Consider the following 19,858-nt stretch of genomic DNA (forward strand, 5'->3'; position numbering starts at 1 on the left):
CGCCCGCAGTCTCGATCTCGACGCGACCGAATGGAGGCTGGATGCATGATCCTTTCCGAACCGCTTCTGCGCCTGGAAGGCATATCGAAACGCTATGGCGGCGCGATTGCGCTGAAGGAAGCCAATATCGCCGTGCGCCCCGGCGCGATCCACGCCGTGCTTGGCGAAAACGGTGCCGGCAAATCGACCCTCATCAAGATCATGGCCGGTGTGGTGGCGCCTGACGAAGGGCGCATGCTGCTCGACGGAAACGAAGTCTCCTTTGCCTCGCCGGCTGCCGCCAATGCTGCAGGTATCGTCTGTGTTTTCCAGGAACTGTCGCTCATTCCGGATCTCTCGGTGGCCGACAACATCGTGATCAGCAATCCGCCGCTGCGTTTCGGCATGATCGACCGCAACAAGCAGCGCCAGATTGCCGAGGAAGCACTTGCCCGCGCCGGGGCCGCCGATATTCATCCCGCCTCTCTGGTGAAGGATCTGCCGCTTTCGCGCCGCCAGATGGTTGAGATCGCCAAGGCGCTCGCCCGCAAGCCGCGGCTGATGATCCTCGACGAGGCGACTTCGGCCCTGACTCAATCCGATGTCGAGAAGGTCTTCGGCGTGTTGAAGCAGCTTCGGGCCGAGGGCATGGCGCTGATCTATATCTCGCATCGCATGCATGAGATTGCAGAACTCGCCGATGACTGCACAGTCTTTCGAAACGGCCGCAGCATCGAATCCTATCCCGCCGGCACCAAGTCCGACCAGCAGGTGGTGGAGCTGATGATCGGCCGCGAATATACCAACGTCTTTCCGCCCAAGCCGCTGCACCCGAAGGCAGACGCGCCGGTTCTGTCCTGCCGCGACCTCTCCTGGGGGGATCGGCTCTCCGGGATCAACTTCGATGTGCGTCCCGGTGAGATCATTGGTTTCGGCGGACTGGACGGGCAGGGGCAGCGTGAATTGCTGCTGGCGCTGTTCGGCGTGCTGCGCGACCTCAGGGGCGAGGTGGCGGTCGATGGCAAACCGATAAGGTTGAAGAGCCCCGGCGCGGCGAAATCAGGTGATATCTCCATGGCGCTGATCCCGGAAGATCGCAAGACGGAAGGGCTCATGCTGCCGATGACCGTTCGTGAGAACCTGTCGATCGCAGCGCTTGACCGCGTTTCGCGCAACGGCGTGATCGACCGCGCTGCCGAGCTTCGCGAGATCGACGAACTCCTGAAGCTCCTGTCAATCAAGGCAACGACGATCGACATGCCGGTCGCATCCCTGTCTGGTGGCAACCAGCAGAAGGTGGTGATCGCCAAATGGCTGATGAACAGGCCGCGCATCATCCTTCTCAACGATCCGACCCGTGGCATCGATGTTGGCACCAAGCAGGAAATCTATGCCCTGCTGCGCAAGCTTGCCGATGCGGGTGCGGCCATCATCTTCTATTCGACTGACTATGACGAGCTGGTGGGCTGCTGTGACCGCGTGCTCGTCATGTATGATGGCAGCATCATCCGCGTCCTCGAAGGAGACGAGATCACCGAACGCGAACTGGTCAGTGCCGCGCTCAACATCGATGCCGGCGAGGCGCAGAAAAGGATGGCCCAATGAGCAGGCAGTCGACGGGTGAATGGCGCTATCGGTACGTTCAGCAGAAGGGCACGCTTTTCGCAGCGCTGCTCTTCATCCTGATGTTCATCATCTATGTTTCGAACCATCCCGCCGGCTTCACGCCGAACGTGGTGCAGACCGCTGCCAACAAGGCAACGCTGCTGGCTTTCGTGGCCATGGCGCAATGTTTCGTGGTCATCACGGCTGGCATTGATCTTTCTGTCGGCATGATCCTCATCCTGTGCAACTGCCTGGCCTCATGGCTCGTGGTCGGCACGCCGCTGCAGACCGGGCTGGGTGTCGCAGCTGTGCTCCTGACGGGTCTCGCCTGCGGCCTGCTCAATGGGCTGGTCATCATTTTCGGTCGGTTGCAGCCGATCGTCACCACGATTGCGACCAGTGCGGTCTTTTACGGGCTGGCATTGCTGTTGCGGCCCACACCGGGCGGCTCGGTCAATGAAGATCTTGCCGATGTCTTCACCTCGAAGCTCTTTGGCGTCGTGCCGGCAAGCCTCGTCGTGCTTGCACTCATCGTACTGATAATCTGGGTACCCTTCAGCCGTTCGGTCCTCGGCCGCACCGCCTATGCGGTCGGATCGGCGGAAAACGCCGCCTACATGTCGGCGATGCCGGTAAAGAGGGCAAAGCTTGCGGCTTACGCGCTGGCAGGCCTGCTTTCGGCAATTGGCGGGCTCTATCTGACCTTTTTCTCGTATACGGGCGAGGCGGCCTTTGCGAGCGGTAACGCATATACGCTCTATTCGATCGCAGCAGTGGTGCTCGGTGGTGTCTCGCTTGCGGGGGGGAAGGGAAGCGCCGTCGGTGCCGTCTTCGGTGCGCTGGCCTTCCGCACTATCGGCGACCTGTTGTTCGTCTTCGATCTCGATCCGCTCTGGCAGCCGCTCTTTCAAGGCGTGGTGTTGATGTTGGCGGTCAGTATCGGCTGCATCGGCCTGTCGCGTGTTCGCAATCGTCTGGAGTGGTTCCAATGAGCGAGGATGCTTCCACAATGCGGCAAATTCCTGTGCCCGCCCGACTGCGCGGCGTCGATCCGGCTGTGGCAATCGCCTTCGGCTGCATCATCCTGCTGCTCCTTGGCGGCTCGCTCTACTCCTCTAATTTCCTGTCGCTGGACTACCTGCTGCAGCAGTTGAAAGTGGCCTCCTTCCTCGGCGTCATCGCAACCGGCATGATGGCGGTCATCCTGCTTGGCCAGATCGACCTGTCAGTGCCCTGGGTGGTGACGACAGGAGCGATGATGGCTTGCGCTGCCACTGCTTACGGAACGACCGGCGCGGTTCTCGCAATCCCCTTCGGTATTCTCTGCGGTGCTACGATCGGCCTCGTCAATGGCATCGCGGTCGCCTATCTGCGCATTCCCTCGATGATCATCACGCTTGCGACCAACGCTGTCGCGCAAGGGCTGATGGTCGTCTACACCGGCGGTTTCTCGCCGCAGGATTCGGCCTCTGCCGCCATGCGCTTCCTGGCGACCGGCTATGCCATTCCCGGGCTTCCGAACGGCGTTCTCGTCTGGCTCGCCGTCGGCTTGCTCGCCGTCTTCCTGCTGACACGCACGACCTTCGGCCGGTCGCTCTATGCGATCGGCAACCGCGAACGTGCCGCCTACATGTCCGGCATCAATACACGCAGGATCACGCTTCTTGCCTTCATTATGTCGGGCGGTCTCAGCGCACTCGGCGGCGTGCTTCTCGCCGGTTATGCTTCGAAAGCATCCCAGTCCATGGGTGACGCCTATCTTCTGCCGTCGATTGCTGCCGTGGTGCTTGGCGGTACGCACGTGCTTGGCGGCAAGGGCTCCTATCTCGGAACTGTCGCCGGCGTCATCCTGATCACTCTGCTGCAGTCGATTCTCTCGGTCATGCAGATCGAGGAGGCTGGCCGTCAGCTGATCTATGGCGCCGTCATCATCGGCATGCTGCTGCTTTATGGGCGGCAGAAGGTCTTGTGACGAGTTTCAGTATTTCAGTCCATCCGGGCAGTCACTTGCCTCGATGTTTCGGCGGATGGGTCACTCGAGCCGAAGCTGGAGATGATGCTGCTATCGACAATTCCTGGTAGGGGCCAACTTCCGGTGCATCGATGGCGATGGCCTAAGCATTGTGACTTGGCCATGCTCGGCCGGATAGCTTCATAGAAGCCTGAATCACCTAGATATGCCACCGTTGTGCCGGCCTCTCCAGCCGATGCAAGGCCATGGCACGCAACAGCAGTTTGCTGGCTCTGGTGCTCCGGTGGCAATATTTTCGCGTAAATTCTTTCCAGCTTCCCCAAGGCCCTCATTCTCGTCGTGACTACGCTCTCAAGCCTGCAAATGCTGGCTTTTTCTGCGTGGTTCCTGGTCTCCCGACGACCTGACATTTATATGATCGCGCGTCACTTGACATTTGTCGATCATGTCTTGAATATTGTCAGCATCGACATCTGGCGGAGGTTTCCAGGTGTCCGATGGCGCGCTGGAGCGTAGTCGCCAGACGCACGCATGGAGGAGACAGACGTGGAATTTTTGCTGGAAGTGGAGGGGCTCAGGAAGTCCTTTGGCGGTGTCGCGGCCCTGCGCGACGGCCGCTTCCAACTTCGCGCCGGCTCGGTTCACGCGCTCTGCGGCGGTAATGGCGCCGGCAAATCGACTTTCCTGAAAATCCTGATGGGCATTTACAAGCGCGATGCCGGCTCGATCCGCCGCCGTGGCCAGGAAGTGGATTTCTCCAGTCCTGCGGATGCTCTCGCATCCGGTATTGCCATTATCGAGCAGGAGCTGAGCCCGGTTCCACACATGACGGTTGCCGAGAACATCTATCTCGGCCGTGAACCGTCTACCCGTTTCGGCGGCATTGATTTCCGCAGCATGAACCGGGCGGCGCAGAAGCTGCTTGACGAGCTGGAGTTCGACATCCGGGCCACCCAATACATGATGAACCTATCGGTCGCGCAGATGCAGCTGGTAGAGATCGCTAAGGCACTGAGCCATGACGCCGAAGTCATCTTCATGGATGAGCCGACCTCGGCCATCGGCGAGCGTGAAGCCCAGCAGCTCTTTGCGGCGATCCGCCACCTGCAGGCCCAGGGGCGTGGCATCGTCTACGTCTCGCACCGCCTGTCGGAAATCTTTCAGATTGCCGATTCCTATACGGTTTTCCGCGACGGCTCCTTCATCGGTGCCGGCGCCTTGTCGGAGATCGACCGGCCGAGCCTGATCCGCATGATCGTCGGACGGGAACTCGCCGAGGAATATGTCAAGACCAATAAGCCGACGTCGGATGTTGGTCTGGAGGTTAGCGCGCTTTCCTGCCCGAACAAGATCGAGGATATTTCATTTGCCGCACGCAAAGGCGAGATCTTCGGCATTTACGGGCTCATGGGTTCCGGCCGTACTGAAATCTTCAACTGTCTCTTCGGTCTCGACAAGCCGTCCGCCGGGCGCATCTCGGTTGATGGCGCCCCGATCCTCGTCTCGAAGCCCTCGGATGCGATGGCTCACGGATTGGCGCTGGTCACCGAAGACCGCAAGCAGACTGGCCTCAATCTGTCGGACTCCGTTCGCGCCAATATCTGCATGGCGAGCCTGCCGGCACTGAGCCCGGCCTTTGCCATGGACCATGCGAAGGAACTGGACGCCAGCCGGCGKATGCGCGAGCAGTTTCAAATCAAGGCAGCACGCGACACCATGCCGGTATCTGGCCTTTCCGGCGGCAATCAGCAGAAGGTCGTCCTCGGCAAGTGGTTCCTGCGCAACCCCAAGGTCCTGCTGCTGGATGAGCCAACGCGCGGCGTCGATGTCGGGGCCAAGCGTGAAATCTATCGCATCATCTGCGATTTCGCCGAAGGCGGCGGCACTGTGGTGATGATCTCATCGGAAATCGACGAAGTTCTCGGCATGTCGGACCGCATCATGGTGATGCGCGGCGGCAAGAGCGCCGGAATATACAGCCGGGAGGAGACGAATGCCCAATCACTCGTCCACTTATCAACCTGACCAGAGTCAGGGCGTTCGTCCGGCACCAGAGGAGCAGGCAGTGTCAGTGAGTGAGAACAAGAGTACGGGTGGCTGGTTCAAGACGGAACAGCGGCGCCTGATCGTGCAGGAATACGGGATCTTCCTCGCGTTCCTGATCCTGGTCATTATCCTGTCGTTCTCGAACGAATTCTTCCTGACCGGCGGCAATATCTCCAACGTGCTGCTGCAGACGTCGATCAACGGCGTGCTGGCGATCGGCATGACCTTCGTCATCCTGACGCGCGGTATCGACCTGTCGGTCGGCTCGGTGGTCGCGCTCGCCGGCATCGTCAGTGCAAGTTTTGCAACGACGTCTGCTACGGCGGGCGTCATTGGCTCGCCTTATCCGGTCGGCGTCGGCCTGCTTGTCGGCGTGTTCGTCGGCATCATCTGCGGTTCGATCTCGGGTGTGATCGTCTCACGTTTCTCGGTGCCGGCCTTCGTAGCGACACTCGGCATGCTTTCGGCTGCCCGCGGCATGACGCTGATCTACGGCGGCGGCCGTCCGGTTCCCGCGCTGACACCTGCCTTCCGCTGGATCGGCACCGGCGACGTGCTCGGCGTTCCCGCGCCGGTCATCGTGCTTGCCGTCGTCTTCGCGATCTCCTGGTGGATCCTCAACCGCACGCGCTTCGGCCGCTACATCTATGCTGTCGGCGGCAATCCGCATGCAGCCAAGACTTCGGGTATCAATACCGACCGTATCCGTTTCACCGTCTATGTCATCTCGGGCGGCCTGGCAGGGCTTGCGGGTATTCTGCTCAGCGCCCGTACAGGTTCGGGTCTGCCGCAGGCAGGTGTCGCCTATGAGCTGGACGCGATCGCGGCAGTCGTCATCGGCGGGACAAGCCTTTCCGGCGGCGTTGGCCGTGTGACGGGAACACTGATTGGCGCCCTCATCATCGGTGTCATGAACAATGGCCTCGATCTGATGGGTATTCAGTCCTACTACCAGCAGGTCCTGAAGGGTGCCCTGATTGTCGGCGCCGTCATGCTCGACCAGAAACGAAATTTCGGAGCTTGAGCTCACCAGCAGAAATTCGGGGGCAGGCAGCTCGCCGCCCCGTCCGACAGGCAAGCCATGCCGGCAGCCTAAACCCAAAGTGGAGGAGAATGGAAATGAGAAAGCTTCTGATTGCGCTTGCTTCGGCAACGGCGCTGCTGGCAACGTCTGCCGCAGCCCAGGAAAAGATCAAGATCGGCGCAGCACCTTACGGCCTCAACGCAGAATTCATGCAGATCTGGACGGCAGCGCTCCAGGACCACCCGGCCGTCAAGAGCGGCGAAGTCGAACTGACGGTTTTCGACGGCCGTTATGATGCGCTGGTCCAGCAGGACCAGTTCAAGACGATGATCACGCAGAAGTACAACGCGATCATCTTCGCCCCGATCGACGTCGATGCAGGTGCGGCCGCCGTCCAGTCGGCCGTCGATGCCGGCATTCCGGTCATCGGTTCCAACACCCGCGTCAACTCCGATCAGCTGACATCCTATGTCGGTTCCGACGATACTGTGTCCGGCTATCTCGAAGCCAAGAGCGTTCTGGACAAGATCGGCTGCAAGGGTAATGTCGTTATCATCGAAGGCCCGGTCGGTCAGTCCGCCCAGATCCAGCGTCTGGAAGGCAACAAGAAGGCGCTTGCCGAGTGCCCGGATGTGAAGGTTCTCGAAGACCAGACGGCAAACTGGTCGCGCGCGGAGGCCCAGACGCTGATGGAAAACTGGCTGACGGCTCATCCGAACCAGATCAACGGTATCATCGGCCAGAACGATGAAATGGCGCTTGGCGCCATCGAAGCGGTCAAGGCTGCCGGTCTCGACGTCAAGAGCTTCGCGATCGCCGGCATCGACGGCGTCACCGATGCCCTGCGTGCAGTCAAGGCGGGCGAAATGACGTCGATCCTGCAAGATGCGCGCGCTCAGGCTCAGGGCGCCCTGGATCTGGCGATCTACAATGCCAAGAAGGGCGACTACAAGCCGGAGTCCGATATCTGGACCACCTACAAGGACATGCCTTGGAACGGCGGTAAGGATAAAACCTACAATGTTCCGTGGACCCCGGTGACGGCTGAAAACGTCGATCAGCTGCTGTCCACCCGCAAGTGATCCTCGCTGGGGGCGGGATCATATCCCGCCCCAAACCCTGAGTTCGAGAGAGAGCCATGACTGATTCCAAAGAGGTTGACCTGAACTTTTCCCTGAGCGGCAAGGTCGCTCTGGTTACGGGCGGCGCGTCCGGTATCGGCAGCGCCATTGCATCCGCCATGGCCGCCAAGGGCGCTGTCGTTGCCGTCATCGACATCAATGAATCGGTGGCACGGAGCAAGGCTGAAGAACTCGGCAACGGTTCCAGATCCTTTGTCTGTGACGTGTCAAATCCGCAGTCTGTCGAGAATGTGATTGCCGGTGTCGAAGCTGCCTTCGGCCGCATCGATATCGCCGTCAACAGCGCTGGCGTCGTCATGCTTGCGCCGGCCGAGGACCTGGGTCTCGACGCCTGGGACAAGACGATCGCCATCAATCTCAAGGGCACGTTCCTGGTCTCCCAGGCTGCTGGCCGCGCCATGATCAAGGCGGGCAAGGGTGGCAAGATCATCAACATGGCGTCGCAGGCAGGCACCGTCGCGATCGATCAGCACGTCGCCTACTGTGCTTCGAAATTCGGCGTCATCGGTCTTTCCAAGACACTTGCCGCCGAATGGGGCAAACACGGCATTACCGTCAACACCATCTCTCCGACAGTCGTCCTGACCGATCTCGGCAGGAAGGCATGGGATGGCCCGCGCGGCGAGGCGCTGAAACAGCGCATTCCCTCCGGTCGTTTTGCTTTTCCGGAGGAGATTGCGGCCGCGGCAGTGTTCCTGGCTTCCAATGGTGCCGATATGATCAACGGCGCGGACCTTCTGGTCGACGGCGGTTACACCATTATCTGACGCGCGGTAGATAGGAGTTATAATGCAGCGATTTATCAACAATCCGGATGAAGTCGTCGAAGATACCGTCAAAGGTTTCGTCAAGGCTCATGCCGACATCGTAAGGCAATCAGCACAAAATCCCCGTGTCATCGCCGCCCGTCACGCACCAGTCGCCGGCAAGGTGGGCGTCATCACCGGCGGCGGTTCGGGTCATGAACCGGCCTTCATCGGCTATACCGGTCGCAACATGCTGGATGCCGTGGCAGTCGGCGAACTTTTCTCTTCGCCAACCGCAAAGAGCTTCCTCGATGCGGCGCGCGAAGCCAATGGCGGCAAGGGCGTCGTCTGCCTCTATGGCAACTATGCCGGCGACAACATGAATGTGAAGATGGCGATCAAGCTGGCGGCGAAGGAAGGCATCGAGATCGCCACGGTTGTCGCCAATGATGACGTCTGTTCCGCAAGCCCCGAGGAGCGCGAGAAGCGTCGTGGCGTTGCCGGCGAGATCTTCATGTGGAAGTGCGGCGCCGCGAGAGCTGCCGAGGGCGCAAGCCTCGAGGAAGTCAGGGCGATCGCGCAGAAGGCGATCGACAATTGCCGTTCGATCGGTGTCGGCCTCGGCCCCTGTACCCTGCCTTCCGTCGGCCATCCGAATTTCACCATCGAGCCTGGCACGATGGAGGTCGGCATCGGCCACCATGGCGAACCCGGCGTGCGTGTCGAGCCGTTGAAATCGGCCAGGGACGTCGCGGAGGAGATGGCGAAGATCGTTCTCGACGATCACCAGCTTGCTGCTGGAGCCGAAGTCGCCGTAATCGTGTCCGGCCTCGGCGCCACGCCGCTTAACGAGCTCTATATTCTCCACGATACTATTGAATCCGAGATCACCGGACGCGGACTGAAGATCCACAAGGTCTATATCGGCAACTATTTCACATCGCTAGAAATGGTCGGCGCGACACTGACCGTGATGGCATTGGACGACGAACTGAAGCGACTGCTGGATGTCGATGTCCAGTGCCCTGCGATGCTCTGAGGGGAGGCGGGTCAATGCAGCAATTTCAGAATGCCAGATCGGGTGAAATCGTTCTCTCGCTGGCCGACCGGATCATCGAAAACCGCGCCTATCTGAGCGAAATTGACGGCAAGATCGGAGACGGCGATCACGGCGTCAACATGGCCAAGGGTTTCGGCATGGCCGCCGAGCGCATCAAGGGAGCGGACATGTCGCTGGCTGAAGCGCTCGACACGCTCGGCACGGTTCTGATGACGGAGATCGGCGGCTCCATGGGGCCGCTTTATGGCGTGATGTTCACGCAGTTTGCTGAAACCATCGAAAAGTCCGATGCAATCGATGCCGCCGCCTTCAGCTCCATGCTCCACAATGGTCTCGACGGCATTCAGGCGATCGGTTCGGCCAAGGTCGGCGACAAGACATTGCTCGACACACTCGTGCCGGCGATCACTGCATTCGATACGGCAATCGGCAGCGGAAAGCCCTTTGCCGAGGCGCTTCACGCGCTCGTCGCAGCTGCTGAGGCCGGACGCGACAGCACACGCGATCTCGTCGCAAAGGTCGGTCGCGCTAGTCGGCTCGGCGAACGTTCGCTCGGTGTGCTCGATGCGGGCGCGACATCCTGTGCATTGATCCTGACGTCGCTGGCTGAAGGCGTGGAACCGAGGCTGCAGTCGGCCTGACAGATCGGGCTTTGGTGAGAGCCCGCGATCCTCCCTTGCATCACCTTCCCGGCCGCTTCGGCGGCCGGGAACAATCAGGCGAAGGCACGTTGAAAACTGCAGCTTTTACGCTCATCTTCGCCGTCGATTGCAGACGAGGAGAAACCAGGCAGGATGACGGCTAAGACATCATCGGCACGAAAGAACAACGCGGCAGACGTTTCGGCCGAACCCATCCCGCTGCGCTACGGCGACGATCCCTATGTATGGGCATGCTGGCTCTATTATGAAGACGGCATGACTCAGGGCGACATCGCCGAGACCATGGGCATTTCGCGCGCTACGGTGAACAGCTACCTCGCCGATGCGCGCGCTCGCGGCATCGTCAATATTTCCATCGAACCCTCACGCCTCAGTTCGCTCACCATCGCTCAGGAGCTGAAGCGGCATTTCGGCCTGCATGACTGTCTTGTCGTGCCGAGCGACGACAATGCGCGGCCGCTGATCGAGCGGCTTGGTGCAGCAGGCGCGCAGGCACTGCAGAAGCTCCTGAAGTCGGGCGACACCCTGGCGGTTGTCTGGGGACGCACCATCATGGCGGTTGGCGAGCAGGCCGCCATCTCGGGCCTGCAGGATATGACCATCGTGCAGGCCACCGGTGGCACGAGCGCAACTTTCGCCTATACGCCGGAACTCTGTGCTGCGGCCTTTGCCGATGCGGTCGACGGCCGGCTCATCAACATTGCGGCGCCTGCCATTGTGTCCAGCGCCGAAGTGCGTGATCTGCTGATGCGCGAACCGCTGCTTGATCGTCAGTTTGAGTCGCTTTCACGGGCGAACAGGGTAATTTTCGGCATCGCTTCAATGCGGCCGAATTCCACCATCCACACCAGTGGTTTTTTCGAGTCCGTATCGCTGCAGGACTATCTGGCGAAGGATGCGACCGGTGTCGTGGCAGGGCGCTTCATCGATGGCCATGGGCGGCCCGTCGCCGGTCCGCTAGACGACCGGACGGTCGGCATCTCGCTTGATATGCTGAAGAGGATCAACATGCGCATTGCTGTTGCCGGCGGCTTCGACAAGGTGCCGGCCATTCTCGCGGCGCTTCGCGGCGGCTATGTCAATGTCCTCATTACCGATGCGGCTACGGGCCGCGGCATCCTCAATGCCGACGGGGTTACTGAAATCGCTCAGAAGAGCCTCCAGCGTCCGCGTGTGGAAAGCGAGATTTCAGCGCCGTTGAACAGCGCCCGCACCCAGATCAAGAAGTTCCTGAACAACCCTGACGACGTCGTCGAGGAAATGCTCGAGGGCGTCGTCAAGGCACATGCGGGCTATCTCCGCCCGGTCGACGGCTCCAACCGTGCGCTCGTTGCCCGCGCAGGCCCCCGGGCGGGCAAGGTTGGACTGGTCGTCGGCGGCGGCACCGGCCACGAGCCGGCCTTCCTGGGGTATGTGGGCAAGGGGCTCGCCGATGCTGTCGCGGTCGGCAATATCTTTTCCTCCCCGCCTCCGGGGCCGATCCTTCAATGCGCCAGGGCGGCATCGGGCGGGGAGGGCGTACTGTTCGTCTACGGCAACTATGCCGGCGACGTCATGAATTTTGAGATGGCTGCCGAAATGGCCGCGGAGGACAATATCGAGGTCCGTACCGTGGTTACCACCGACGATATTTCCTCCTCGCCAGTAGAGGATCGGGATGGCCGCCGCGGAGTCGCCGGCAATTTCTTTATCTTCAAGATCGCCGGTGCGGCCTGCGATCGTGGCCTGTCGCTGAATGCTTGCGAGGCAGCAACGCGAAAAGCCAATGACCGTACCTTCACGATGGGTGTTGCGTTGGAGCCCTGTTCGCTGCCGCAGACGCGTCGCCACAATTTCGAGATCGGTCCCGACGATATGGAAATCGGCATGGGCATCCACGGCGAACCGGGCGTGATGCGTGAAAAGATGATGAGCGCCGATGCCGTGGTCGATGTCGTCATGGATCGCATATTCTCGGAAATGAAACCGGTGGCGGGGGACCGCGTTGCCGTTCTCGTCAACTCGTTCGGCGGCACGCCGCTGATGGAGCTCTATATTCTCTATCGACGGGTGGAACAGCGCCTGAGCGCAAAGGGGATCAAGATCGAAGCGAACTGGGTGGGGCATTATTGCACATCGCTCGACATGGTCGGCGCATCCATATCCATTCTGCATCTCGACCAGGAATTGACGGATCTGCTGCACCACCCCTGCGATACCGCGTTTCTGAGGGTCGTAAACTGAAAAGTAAAAGCATCCCAGGGAACTGGGCTGCATGAATTGGGAGGATACGCATGTCCGCAAACGCGGCCCGCCGCCTCAGCAGGATGTTTCACCGGATATCGGTGGCGATCTCGGCTGAGAAGGATCATCTCTCCGATCTGGATGGCGCGATCGGCGATGCCGACCACGGCATTACCATGTCGCTCGGCTTCCAGGCGGTGAATGGCGAACTGGCAAAGCAAGATCTCGATAAAATATTGCCATCAGAGGTCTTTTCGCTTGCCGCATCCGCCTTTCTCGATGCCGTTGGCGCATCGACCGGCCCGCTCTATGCCACCGCCTTCCGCAAGGCCGCGCAGGCCCTGAAGCGGGACGAGACGCTTTCGATCGACTCTCAGGCCGCAATTGTCGAGGCCATGACATCAGGTATCCGGGATCGCGGCAAGGGCCAGCGCGGCGATAAGACCATGCTGGATGCCTGGATCCCGGCAACCGAAGCGGCAGCTGCCGCCCGCGACCGGCAGGCGACCGTCTCGGACATGTGGAACGACATTCTGGAAGCCGGTGATGCCGGCGCACGCTCGACCCGTTCGATGGTTGCGACCCGCGGGCGGGCGGCCCGCCTCGGCGAACGATCCCTTGGCCACATCGATCCCGGCGCGGCATCTGCCGTCGTCATTATCAGAGCGATGAAGGAGACATTCACTGAGAACGAGCCGGCGGAGTGATCCACCGGCTCCGGTTGCTACTTTTGATCCGATTACTTGCTGGCCGCCTCGGCTGCCTTTGCGATCACATCGGCAACCTTTTCCGGCTGAGATGCGAAGACAGCATGGCTTGCCTTGATCTCCGTCACCGTGCTGTTCGCGCGTTTTGCCATGTCGCGTTCGAGGTCGGGATTGATCGAACGGTCTTCGGTGGCGACGATCGTCCAGCTTTTCTTGGTCTTCCAGGCAGGGTCGCCAACTTTCGCCGAGAAAGCCTCCTTGGAGGCGAAGACCTGTGACTTCGCGAGGAATGCCGCCTCGTCCTTCGGCAGGTCGGCGGCGAAGTCGTTCGCGAAGGCGGCCGGGTCTAGGTAAAGATATTTTCCGTCCTTCGTCTCACGAATATTCATGCCGCCAGCCGGCTTGGAACTCGCCAGGCTGATGAGGCTTTCCCCCTTGTCCGGCTGGAAGGCCGCGACATAGACCAGGCCCTCCACATTGGGGCTGTTGCCGGCTTCGGTGATGACCATGCCGCCATAGCTATGGCCGACGAGCAGGGTTGGGCCGTCCTGCAGGTCCAGCACCCGGTTGGTGGCGGCGACGTCATCGGCAAGCGAGGTGATTGGCTCCTGGACGATGGTGACGTTGAAGCCGCGTTTTTCGAGAATTTCAGTCGCCTGGCGCCAGCCGGAACCATCGGCAAGAGCGCCGTGGACGATGACGATGTTCTTCACCTCTGCTGCCTGGGCGGTGAAAGCGATGACGCTGGCGGCGAAGGCGAGGGCGAGTGTGGAAAAATACTTGTGTTTCATGGTGTTTATTCCTGTTGTTCAAGTTAAACGGGAGTAGGAACTTCAGCCGAAGGTAAAGGCGTAGGCCTGGACGCCGGGATCGAGGAAACGGATCTCGAAGTTGCGTGCTTCCACGGCACCGGACTGGCGCACGAGCTGGTAGAGTTTGGTTGAGGTCACCGTGCCGTTTCCATCGGCATCGATATCGCTGCCGTGGTCGGCACCTGGCGCCTTGCCGTCGACCGTCACCTGAAAGCGGATCGGTTTGCCGTCAGTCGCTGGGCCAAGAACGAGATGCAGGTCGCGAGCGCTGAAACGGTAGGCGATGCCGCCGCCTGACTGATCGAGGGTCGCCTCTTCGGCGCCGACAGTCCATTTGCCCGAAAGACCCCACTGGTTGAGACCAGGCTGCTTGACCGAATAGTCCCTGCTGGCATCGGCGCGCATGCTCTCGTTGGAGGCAAAGCCGCTGGCCTGCTGATAGCCGATATAGGTCTCGCCGGAGCCGATGTCCTTCAGGTCCGGGCTCATCTCGGCACCTTTCGCATCCGGCACGACCGGTGCGCTTGTTGCCATCTCGCTGCCGGCTTCGCGCAACAGATCCTGGATCGCCTGCTCGGTCTGTCGGTAGTTGCCTTCGCCGAAGTGATGTTCGCGGATCTGGCCCTTGGCATCGATCAGGTAATGAGCCGGCCAGTAGCTGTTATCGAAGGCGCGCCAGATCTTGTAGTCGTTGTCGATTGCGACCGGATAGCCGATATTAAAGTTGCCAATGGCCTTTTTGACATTGTCGATCTTCTTTTCGAAGGCAAATTCCGGGGCATGCACGCCGATCACAACCAGGCCCTGGTCTTTGTATTTTTCAGCCCAGGCGCGGACATAGGGGATAGTGCGGATGCAGTTGATGCAGGAATAGGTCCAGAAATCGACGAGTACGACCTTGCCGCGGAGTTGTTCCATAGTCAGCGGCGGCGAGTTCAGCCATTCGACGGCACCGTCCAGCGATGGCGCCCGACCTTCGACCGGCAGATCGCTATGGAAAGGTTTCGCATCGGCAAGACCGATCGCCTTGTCGTTGCTCGCGACTTCGGACGATCCTCCATCGGTTGGCTTCACATTCACCCTGTCGAGAACGGCCTGCTCGAAGGATGCGGTGCTGGCATAGGAAAGCTGCGAAAGCAGGCCAGTGTCGAGACCGAGTGCAATGACAGCGACGCCTGCGAGTACGGCAGCGCCGAGGCCCTGACGAATGCGCTCGCTGACGCCAAGCGACTTCTTCATGCTGGCAAAGATCTTGCCGCCGACTGAGAGTGCAATAGCCAGCGAAGTGGCGGCGCCAGCGGCATAGGCAAGCAGCAGGAACGTCGTCTGCAGGTTCGCGCCCTGGAGCGCGGCGCCGGTCAGTACGAGACCGAGGATTGGCCCGGCGCAGGGCGCCCAGAGCAGACCGGTCGCGACGCCGAGAACGAGCGCGCTCGCCACAGTCGGCGCAGCACCGGTCTTGCCGGAAGCGTTCAGCAGGCGGTTGCCGAAATCGACGACAGGCTGGGTGATGAAGCTTGCGATGCGGGGCGAAAGAAGACTGATGCCAAAGATGGCAAGTAGGGTCAGCGCGGCAAGGCGGCCATATTCATTGGCGTTGATCGCCCAGCTGCCGCCAACTGCCGCAAGCGTCGCTACCAACGCGAATGTTGCGGCCATGCCGATCAGCATGGGCAGCGTGCTGCGCACGAATGGCTGTCCGGCACGGGCAAAGACGAAGGGGAGAATGGGGAGAATGCAGGGGCTGAATATGGTCAGCGCTCCTCCAAGATAAGCAATGATAAGAAGCGTCATCGTCGTTTCCTTTGAAACCGGGTGATCGGACTCTGGACGGCGATGCGGCCCGATCAGCAACGTGGCTATCTGGTCGAGGCGATGTATCTCGGATGTGTCTGGTTTTATGGCAATGTGTACCGAAGTGTAGGAAGCGCAAAGATGAGGGCTACGCTATCTTCCCGCATCATGTCTCGCCGATGGAACCTTCTTTTGGGCGAGCGTGGCCGAGCAGGTAGGATCACATGACGATCAGTCCGGAGAATATAAAGCTGAAGCGGGTTTATGCGGCCAAAGCTGTCGCGGATGGCGCCCGCCTGCTTGTCGATCGCATCTGGCCGCGCGGCCTCAGCAAAGACCGCGCTGCTCTCGATGCCTGGCTGAAGGAGGTCGCACCCAGCACCGAGCTGCGCCACCGGTTCAATCATGAGCCCGATCGCTGGGAGGATTTCTGCAAGCGCTACATCGTCGAGCTTCGGCAAAAGGAGGAAGAGGTAGATCAGGTGCTCGGTTTCGCAGAAAAAGGCACGGTCACCCTGCTTTATGCCGCCCGCGATGATGAGCACAACAATGCCGTGGTGCTTCGTGATTTCCTCATCAAACGGATTTTCGATTAGGAAGGCAGCCATTGTATCAGAACGTATCCGGAAGCCCGGATGCTACATCCGCATGCAATTGAAGCGGATGCCGAAACATCGGGGATACATGCGAGCTGTTTTCTCCTTGCCATCAACTTGAAACGGAGAAAGCCAATGTCCAGCGAAATCAATATTCAGCGTCGTCGTTTTTTCGGTGTTGCGGCCATGACCATGGCTGCCGTCGAGTTCGGTCTGACCAGCGCCGCCGGCGCCCAGTCACAGGTGACCGCGCCCGCCGTCACGCCAGGTTCGAATACGTCCTTTGCACCGCTGAAGCAGATCAAGGCTGGCGTACTGAATGTCGGCTACGCTGAAGCCGGTCCCGCAAATGGTCCGGTTGTGCTGCTGCTCCATGGCTGGCCCTACGACATCTACAGCTACGTCGATGTAGCGCCTGCGCTCGCCGATGCCGGCTACCGGGTACTGATCCCCTATCTGCGCGGCTATGGCACAACCGAATTCCTCTCCGCGAAGACACCGCGCAACGGTCAGCAGGCTGCCATCGCCATCGATATCATCGCCTTCATGGACGCTTTGAAGATCGAGCGTGCCGTGATCGGCGGCTATGACTGGGGCGGCCGCACTGCGGACATCCTGGCCGCTGTCTGGCCGGAACGCTGCAAGGGTTTGGTGTCTGTCAGCGGCTATCTGATCGGCAGCCAGGAAGCCAACAAGAAGCCGCTTCCGCCGCAGGCCGAATTGTCCTGGTGGTACCAGTTCTATTTCGCTACGGAACGCGGCCGCGAGGGATACGAAGCCAACCGGCATGATTTCGCGAAGCTGATTTGGAAGCTCGCTTCGCCGCAGTGGAAATTTGATGACGCAACTTTTGACCGCACCGCCAAGGCATTCGAAAACCCGGATCATGTCGCGATCACCATCCACAACTACCGCTGGCGGCTTGGCCTTGCCAATGGCGAAAAGAAGTATGACGCGTTGGAAAAGAAACTTGCCGCCTTCCCGGTCATCAAGGTGCCGACCATCACCATGGAGGGCGACGCCAATGGCGCGCCGCATCCGGACCCTTCTGCCTATGCCAAGAAGTTCACCGGCACATATGAGCATCGCACCATCACCGGCGGCATCGGCCACAACCTGCCGCAAGAAGCACCACAGGCCTTTGCCCAGGCCATCCTGGATGTCGATCGCTTCTAAAGTCAGCCTTTGCTGCCGCGGACGGAATTCCCTGTTTCGCGGCAGCCAATTCAGAGTCAAAACAGGAAGCAGCGAGTCTGCGTTAAGATAAAAATTCTGCTGACGCCAACAGATAGAGGATCCGAAAGTCCTGACATGGAGCATATCGACCATATCCTGATCGTCGATGACGATCGTGAAATCCGTGAGCTGGTTTCGAGCTATCTGAAGAAGAACGGCCTTCGGGCGTCAGTCGCGGCCGATGGCCGACAGATGCGCAGTTTTCTCGAAGGCAATACGGTCGATCTCATCGTGCTCGACGTCATGATGCCGGGTGACGACGGGCTCGTGCTCTGCCGCGAGTTGCGTGCGGGTAAGCATAAGGCGACGCCGATCCTGATGCTGACGGCCAGGAGCGACGAGATGGATCGCATTATCGGGCTGGAGATGGGTGCCGACGATTATCTGCCGAAACCCTTCGCAGCGCGCGAATTGCTGGCGCGCATAAAGGCTGTGCTGCGACGCACGCGCGCTCTGCCTCCGAACCTGCAGATCTCGGAGGCGGGGCAATGGCTTCGTTTCGGCGACTGGCGTCTCGATACTGTCGGCCGGCATCTTCTCGACAGACAGGGAACGGAGATTGCGCTCAGCGGCGCCGAATATCGGCTGCTGCGCGTCTTCATCGATCATCCTCAGCGGGTGCTCAACCGCGATCAGCTCTTGAACCTGACACAGGGCCGCGATGCGGAGCTCTTCGACCGCTCGATCGACCTTCTGGTCAGCCGCGTGCGTCAGCGATTGGGCGATGACGCACGCGAGCCGACCTATATCAAGACGGTGCGTAGCGAGGGTTACGTCTTTTCCGTTCCGGTGGAGATTGAAGAGGCGAGGTCATGAGTGCGAGCGGGGGGCTTCGCTTCGGGTTTTGGCCGAGCACGCTGAGGGCCCGGCTTTTCCTTATCCTGCTCTTCGGCCTGGCGATTGCCTACGGCCTGTCATTCACGGTGCTCTTCGTCGAGCGTTCCATGTCGGCCAAGGCCGTCATGCTTGGTACGCTGGAGAGTGACGTTGCGACCTCGATTGCGGTACTCGACCGCCTGCCGGCGGATCAGCGGGGCGACCTGCTCGACCGCCTGAGTCGCGGCAATTATCGTTTCGAACTTGGGCCGGGTCTGCCGGGCGTGCCCGATAACTCCAGCAAGGGCAAGGAAATCGGCGGCAGGATCGAAGAGGCGATCGGGGGTACTTATCCGATCCGCATGGAATCGATTCCAGGCGACATTAGCCGCCTGCAGGCGCATCTGACGCTGAGTGATGGAAGTCCCCTGACGATCGACATCACGCCGCGCCCGCCCATGCCCATTGCGGCATGGCTGCCCTACGTGCTTGCCATTCAAATGGTGCTGCTTGTGCTCTGCACGTGGTTTGCCGTGCGTCAGGCGATCCGCCCGCTTGGCGCTCTTGCCGCGGCAGCAGATGAACTTGACCCGAACAAGAAGGGGCCGCCGCTCAGTGAGCGCGGACCGAGTGAGGTTGCCCATGCGGCTCGCGCCTTCAACGCCATGCGGGAGCGAATTGCGCACTATCTCGAGGAGCGTGTGCAGATACTGGCCGCAATCTCCCACGATCTGCAAACGCCGATCACCCGCATGCGGCTGCGCGCCGACATGGCAGATGAGTCCCCCGAAAAGGACAAGCTGGTCCGTGATCTCGGCGAGATCGAACGCTTGGTGCAGGACGGGATCGCTTATGCCCGTAGCGCCCACGGCAGTGGTGAAAAGTTTTCGCGCATTGATCTCTCGTCCTTCATCGATAGCATCGCCTACGACTATCAGGACATGGACAAAGACGTCAGTGTCGTCGGTCTGGTGCAGGGTGTCGCATCGACCAAGCCACATGCCTTGCGTCGTATTCTGACGAATTTTATCGACAACGCCCTGAAATTTGCCGGCGCCGCCGAAATCGGCGTTGAGCGAAAAGGTGAAGAGGCGATCGTTATCACTGTGATGGACTGCGGCCCCGGCATTCCGGAGGCTATGCTCGAGGCTGCAATGCAGCCCTTCTTCCGGCTGGAGCAATCGCGCAATCGCGAGACAGGCGGCACGGGACTCGGTCTTGCCATCGCCCAGCAGCTGGCCGCCGCGATCGGCGGTTCAGTGCGGTTGTATAACCGCGAGGGCGGCGGATTGGCAGCCGAGGTCACCATCCGCGCCAACTGAATTTTTCGCTGTTTTGTATGCGAAAATGTCCAGATTGACCTGCGCTACGCTTTGATACAGTTCCGCCGATTTCAGAAACATAGTGGATACGTCGAACCGTCAAAACCACTCCGTCA

The 19,858-nt window shown here is 60.3% G+C and carries 17 protein-coding genes; 15 read left to right on the plus strand and 2 right to left on the minus strand.

The annotated features are described in order from the left end of the window. Positions 1–45: 45 nt before the first annotated feature. The 11 genes from AC1DF8_RS25745 to dhaL (AC1DF8_RS25795) all read left to right on the plus strand — a co-directional run bounded on the left by AC1DF8_RS25745 (position 46) and on the right by dhaL (AC1DF8_RS25795) (position 13,166). The gene (locus AC1DF8_RS25745) at positions 46–1,584 is read left to right on the plus strand and encodes a sugar ABC transporter ATP-binding protein (protein ID WP_478155540.1); all 1,539 of its coding nucleotides are present in this window, start codon (positions 46–48) and stop codon (positions 1,582–1,584) included. Beyond that, complete coding sequence (locus tag AC1DF8_RS25750; protein WP_112542342.1) at positions 1,581–2,576, plus strand: ABC transporter permease; 996 nt, start codon at positions 1,581–1,583, stop codon at positions 2,574–2,576. Before AC1DF8_RS25745 ends, AC1DF8_RS25750 begins: the two co-directional genes overlap by 4 nt. Then, positions 2,573–3,556 carry an ABC transporter permease gene (locus AC1DF8_RS25755; protein WP_112542341.1) on the plus strand — a complete coding sequence of 328 codons (984 nt, stop codon included), beginning with the start codon at positions 2,573–2,575 and terminating at the stop codon, positions 3,554–3,556. Before AC1DF8_RS25750 ends, AC1DF8_RS25755 begins: the two co-directional genes overlap by 4 nt. 546 nt (positions 3,557–4,102) lie before the next feature. Continuing rightward, entirely contained in the window at positions 4,103–5,581 is a 1,479-nt protein-coding gene (locus tag AC1DF8_RS25760; protein WP_113207447.1) for a sugar ABC transporter ATP-binding protein, read from the plus strand. Then, positions 5,550–6,626, plus strand: a complete 1,077-nt coding sequence (locus AC1DF8_RS25765; protein WP_478155541.1) for an ABC transporter permease — start codon at positions 5,550–5,552, stop codon at positions 6,624–6,626. The genes AC1DF8_RS25760 and AC1DF8_RS25765 overlap by 32 nt, the downstream gene beginning before the upstream one ends. Positions 6,627–6,721: 95 nt before the next feature. Continuing rightward, positions 6,722–7,708 carry a substrate-binding domain-containing protein gene (locus AC1DF8_RS25770; protein ID WP_478155542.1) on the plus strand — a complete coding sequence of 329 codons (987 nt, stop codon included), beginning with the start codon at positions 6,722–6,724 and terminating at the stop codon, positions 7,706–7,708. A 56-nt stretch (positions 7,709–7,764) separates the two neighbouring features. Next, on the plus strand, positions 7,765–8,535 hold the full coding sequence (locus AC1DF8_RS25775) for an SDR family oxidoreductase (RefSeq protein WP_113202686.1): 771 nt from the start codon (positions 7,765–7,767) through the stop codon (positions 8,533–8,535). Between the two features lie 22 nt (positions 8,536–8,557). Beyond that, a complete protein-coding gene (locus AC1DF8_RS25780) occupies positions 8,558–9,553 on the plus strand; it encodes a dihydroxyacetone kinase subunit DhaK (RefSeq protein WP_478155543.1) in 996 nt (331 codons plus the stop codon). Positions 9,554–9,567: 14 nt separating this feature from the next. Then, positions 9,568–10,215: a dihydroxyacetone kinase subunit DhaL gene (dhaL, locus tag AC1DF8_RS25785; protein WP_478155544.1), complete on the plus strand. Its 648-nt coding sequence runs from the start codon at positions 9,568–9,570 to the stop codon at positions 10,213–10,215. A 153-nt stretch (positions 10,216–10,368) separates the two neighbouring features. Next, positions 10,369–12,459: a bifunctional sugar-binding transcriptional regulator/dihydroxyacetone kinase subunit DhaK gene (locus AC1DF8_RS25790; RefSeq protein WP_478155545.1), complete on the plus strand. Its 2,091-nt coding sequence runs from the start codon at positions 10,369–10,371 to the stop codon at positions 12,457–12,459. A 50-nt stretch (positions 12,460–12,509) separates the two neighbouring features. Beyond that, positions 12,510–13,166, plus strand: coding sequence for a dihydroxyacetone kinase subunit DhaL (gene dhaL, locus AC1DF8_RS25795; RefSeq protein WP_112542334.1), 657 nt, complete (start codon positions 12,510–12,512; stop codon positions 13,164–13,166). A 32-nt stretch (positions 13,167–13,198) separates the two neighbouring features. Here dhaL (AC1DF8_RS25795) and AC1DF8_RS25800 read toward each other — a convergent pair whose 3' ends face one another. Both AC1DF8_RS25800 and AC1DF8_RS25805 read right to left on the minus strand, forming a co-directional pair. After that, positions 13,199–13,957, minus strand: a complete 759-nt coding sequence (locus AC1DF8_RS25800) for an alpha/beta fold hydrolase (RefSeq protein WP_478155546.1) — start codon at positions 13,955–13,957, stop codon at positions 13,199–13,201. A gap of 42 nt (positions 13,958–13,999) precedes the next feature. Beyond that, entirely contained in the window at positions 14,000–15,772 is a 1,773-nt protein-coding gene (locus AC1DF8_RS25805) for a cytochrome c biogenesis protein DipZ (RefSeq protein ID WP_478155547.1), read from the minus strand. A 224-nt stretch (positions 15,773–15,996) separates the two neighbouring features. On the opposite strand from AC1DF8_RS25805, the gene AC1DF8_RS25810 reads away from it, so the two are divergent. The 4 genes from AC1DF8_RS25810 (at position 15,997) to AC1DF8_RS25825 (ending at position 19,742) form a co-directional block, all read left to right on the plus strand. Then, on the plus strand, positions 15,997–16,368 hold the full coding sequence (locus AC1DF8_RS25810; protein WP_478155548.1) for a DUF488 domain-containing protein: 372 nt from the start codon (positions 15,997–15,999) through the stop codon (positions 16,366–16,368). Between the two features lie 135 nt (positions 16,369–16,503). Continuing rightward, positions 16,504–17,544, plus strand: coding sequence for an alpha/beta fold hydrolase (locus tag AC1DF8_RS25815; RefSeq protein WP_478155549.1), 1,041 nt, complete (start codon positions 16,504–16,506; stop codon positions 17,542–17,544). Positions 17,545–17,679: 135 nt separating this feature from the next. After that, positions 17,680–18,420: a response regulator gene (locus AC1DF8_RS25820; RefSeq protein ID WP_112542329.1), complete on the plus strand. Its 741-nt coding sequence runs from the start codon at positions 17,680–17,682 to the stop codon at positions 18,418–18,420. Then, positions 18,417–19,742: an ATP-binding protein gene (locus AC1DF8_RS25825; RefSeq protein WP_478155550.1), complete on the plus strand. Its 1,326-nt coding sequence runs from the start codon at positions 18,417–18,419 to the stop codon at positions 19,740–19,742. Before AC1DF8_RS25820 ends, AC1DF8_RS25825 begins: the two co-directional genes overlap by 4 nt. Positions 19,743–19,858 lie beyond the last annotated feature (116 nt).

The organism is Rhizobium sp. 05N49 (assembly GCF_056396805.1).

Excerpts from the sequence above, each read along its gene's own strand:
- AC1DF8_RS25745 (WP_478155540.1), top strand. The coding sequence starts at position 46 with ATGATCCTTTCCGAACCGCTTCTGCGCCTGGAAGGCATATCGAAACGC.
- AC1DF8_RS25750 (WP_112542342.1), top strand. The coding sequence starts at position 1,581 with ATGAGCAGGCAGTCGACGGGTGAATGGCGCTATCGGTACGTTCAGCAG.
- AC1DF8_RS25755 (WP_112542341.1), top strand. The coding sequence starts at position 2,573 with ATGAGCGAGGATGCTTCCACAATGCGGCAAATTCCTGTGCCCGCCCGA.
- AC1DF8_RS25765 (WP_478155541.1), top strand. The coding sequence starts at position 5,550 with ATGCCCAATCACTCGTCCACTTATCAACCTGACCAGAGTCAGGGCGTT.
- AC1DF8_RS25770 (WP_478155542.1), top strand. The coding sequence starts at position 6,722 with ATGAGAAAGCTTCTGATTGCGCTTGCTTCGGCAACGGCGCTGCTGGCA.
- AC1DF8_RS25775 (WP_113202686.1), top strand. The coding sequence starts at position 7,765 with ATGACTGATTCCAAAGAGGTTGACCTGAACTTTTCCCTGAGCGGCAAG.
- AC1DF8_RS25780 (WP_478155543.1), top strand. The coding sequence starts at position 8,558 with ATGCAGCGATTTATCAACAATCCGGATGAAGTCGTCGAAGATACCGTC.
- dhaL (WP_478155544.1), top strand. The coding sequence starts at position 9,568 with ATGCAGCAATTTCAGAATGCCAGATCGGGTGAAATCGTTCTCTCGCTG.
- AC1DF8_RS25790 (WP_478155545.1), top strand. The coding sequence starts at position 10,369 with ATGACGGCTAAGACATCATCGGCACGAAAGAACAACGCGGCAGACGTT.
- dhaL (WP_112542334.1), top strand. The coding sequence starts at position 12,510 with ATGTCCGCAAACGCGGCCCGCCGCCTCAGCAGGATGTTTCACCGGATA.
- AC1DF8_RS25800 (WP_478155546.1), bottom strand. The coding sequence starts at position 13,957 with ATGAAACACAAGTATTTTTCCACACTCGCCCTCGCCTTCGCCGCCAGC.
- AC1DF8_RS25805 (WP_478155547.1), bottom strand. The coding sequence starts at position 15,772 with ATGACGCTTCTTATCATTGCTTATCTTGGAGGAGCGCTGACCATATTC.
- AC1DF8_RS25810 (WP_478155548.1), top strand. The coding sequence starts at position 15,997 with ATGACGATCAGTCCGGAGAATATAAAGCTGAAGCGGGTTTATGCGGCC.
- AC1DF8_RS25815 (WP_478155549.1), top strand. The coding sequence starts at position 16,504 with ATGTCCAGCGAAATCAATATTCAGCGTCGTCGTTTTTTCGGTGTTGCG.
- AC1DF8_RS25820 (WP_112542329.1), top strand. The coding sequence starts at position 17,680 with ATGGAGCATATCGACCATATCCTGATCGTCGATGACGATCGTGAAATC.
- AC1DF8_RS25825 (WP_478155550.1), top strand. The coding sequence starts at position 18,417 with ATGAGTGCGAGCGGGGGGCTTCGCTTCGGGTTTTGGCCGAGCACGCTG.